2 protein-coding genes are annotated in these 2,727 nt (G+C 24.5%); both read right to left on the bottom strand.

What is annotated here, in order from left to right; all coding sequences use genetic code 11:
* Nucleotides 1-339, bottom strand: a 339-nt coding sequence (locus tag ACTT83_RS05970) for a hypothetical protein (RefSeq protein ID WP_440919182.1), incomplete at its 3' end; no start/stop codon positions are given.
* Between the two features lie 4 nt (nucleotides 340-343).
* Nucleotides 344-2,727, bottom strand: a 2,384-nt coding sequence (locus tag ACTT83_RS05965; RefSeq protein ID WP_440919181.1) for an LPS-assembly protein LptD, incomplete at its 5' end; no start/stop codon positions are given.

Raw genomic sequence — 2,727 nt, 5'->3', positions numbered from 1 at the left:
ATTTATTTTTAATCCTGAATATTTGTTTTTAATAAGTCTTATAAGAAATTTATCATCTACTTTAAGTTCTTCTACAAAATTCATTATTTCTATTTTCTTAATTTTGTCTCTGAGAATAGAATTTTTCGATATTTCAAGTAATTCTGGTTCATTTAAATTATTTGTTTCAGGATTAAAAATTTTTAAAAATTCAATTTCTTCATAGATATCGATTGATGTAATTATTTCGTTTTCAACTTTAAATAATATTTTATTTTCCAATGCAATTGTTTGACCTATGTTTAGAGTAATTATTGATAAAATTATAAATAAATTTTTTAATTTTTTGATCAAGTACATTTTGCTAATTTGCAAACTTTTGTTCTAAAGATGTTAGTGGAACTAATTTTATACTAAACATAAAATCTTCTGTTGGTTCCAAATCTCTATCCTGATAATATGTTTTATTATATTTTATACCCGCGACTAAACAATCGTTTTTATACTCATAAATAAAATCATAATATTCAGTTAAATCAATTTCTCTATTATTTCTTGTTCTGAATGTAACAAAATTTCGTTCATCGAAATTAAAGGTTGTCACATTTTCCAAAATATTTGTACTTCCAATTTGGCCGTCTTCCTCAATATAATTAAATGTAGTGACAAAATTATTTTTTGTGATGGTCGCTCCTAAAGAAGTGTATTGAATTTCATTTAAATCGTTATCAATTGAAAACTCATAATTTAAATTAAAATTATCATTAAGATTATTATATATTTTACCAAAATAATTTGAGTTTTTTTTATCAAGAGTGCTGTTTAGGGGTATATTATTATTTGATTTTGCTCTTAAAACTGTACCAATTTTAAACTCAAAAAATTTGTTGATATCATCAATTCTTTCTTTTTTATAATCTAATCCTATTGTTAAATTCTTGCCTGACTCAAGTGTATCGTTGAGTCCTAGTCTATCAATATTAAATAAGTTTTCACTGTTAATTTGTCTATTTTTATTTTTATAACTTTTCATATCTGATGGATTTATTCTTAAGGACACTTTTGGATTTAGATAATTGACAAATTTTTCATTTTTATTGATCAGTGGATAACTTGAAATAAGTTCAAAAATATTCATGAATTTTACATGAGGACTTGCATCATACTCTGTATTATTTTTTCCTGCAGAAACTATATTTTTAACATAGTAATTTAAATTATTTTTGAGTCCATTATCAGAAAAATAATCATAACTTTGAATATTTAAGTTATTAATCATTCTTGACCTAAGACTGTTTGTATCTTTAAGAATATTATCCCCCTGAGAGAGAAAATCAAAAGAGGCAAAATTATTATTATCAAAGAAACTTTTTGAGAAGTCATAGTAAGGTAAAACATATTGGTAGCGATCACTATTTTGTTCATTTAGATTTTCATATGCAGTAAAGCCTGTGCTTAGCGCAAATTTTTCATTTTCAAGATTAAAATTCACATCGGATGTTAAGATGTCATAGTTGTCAGGTTTAAGATCGGTGTTTACTAAATTTGTGTCAAAAACCTTTAAATATGTATCATTATTTACTTTTTGGAAAGAGATATTAATTGAACTATCAACAAAGTTCTCAAAATCAAGATCTGTGCTAAAGTTAGAAAATAAATGAGTTAAAGTATTTTCTCGTTTTGACTCTTTCGATTTATAACCATCAACAATATTTAAATCAGCAATTAGAAATGAATTTCTATTTTGTAATCTAAACTCGTTCTGAAACATAAAAATATCCTTATCAAAAAAAGTTGGTTTAAAAGTAAAATCTTTATTATTAGATGGAGCATAAAAATAAGGTATTTGAAGTGATGAACCTAAAACATTGGAATTATTTATATGAGGTACTAAAAAACCTGTTTGTCTTTTAACTGTCGGTCCAGGGTGAAAAAATTTTGGAAAATACAGGACAGGTATATCATAAACTTTTACTAAAGCATTATTATAAAGTATTTGTCTTTTATTTTCATCATATGTAATTTTATCTGCTTGAATACTCCATGGAGGACAATTATTATTTTTTTTACATGTGGTAAATACACCTTTGTTAATTGTAGTAACACCGCCTTTTCTAGATGAGGAAAGTCCTTTAAATCTCGGATCGTTAGCTTTATTGCCAAATATATCTTTTTTAAAATCAATATTTATATCTTGTGCAATATAGCTTTGATTTTTAAGATTAAAAATTGCACTTTTAAAAAAAAATTTATCACTGAAGGGTTCCTTATATTTTGTATTGATGAAAATCTTTTCACCTTTTAAAATTTCTTCTTTCAAAGAATAGCTAAATTTACCAATTTCATATCTAGTTTGATTAATAGTATCGAAGATTGTTGCACCTATATCTGAATTTATGATCATCTCATTTCTTAGAATATTAATATCTTGTGTAATAAATCTATAATTTGAGCTGATCAATGCTTCTGCTTTACCCTCAATTTTTATTTTTTCTTTATCTTTGAAATACGAAAGTTTTTGAGCATTAAAATCGTAATTATTAAGTTTATCATTAACCTTTATATTACCCTGTGCCTTCAAAATATTCTTTATTTTGTCAAATTCAAATTTATCTGCCTCAATAGTAACGCCATCATTTGTATTGATTGAGCCTCTATTTTTTCCAATTATTTTATTACCTCCATCTAAAATTTCTATTTCAGAAACATCAAAAGTAATTTGATCATTACTATAAACATTAAATATGA

This window comes from Candidatus Pelagibacter sp., from assembly GCF_052049775.1.
In the GTDB taxonomy this organism is placed as follows: Bacteria; Pseudomonadota; Alphaproteobacteria; order Pelagibacterales; family Pelagibacteraceae; genus Pelagibacter.
This window is presented reverse-complemented; position numbering and strand designations above follow the sequence as displayed.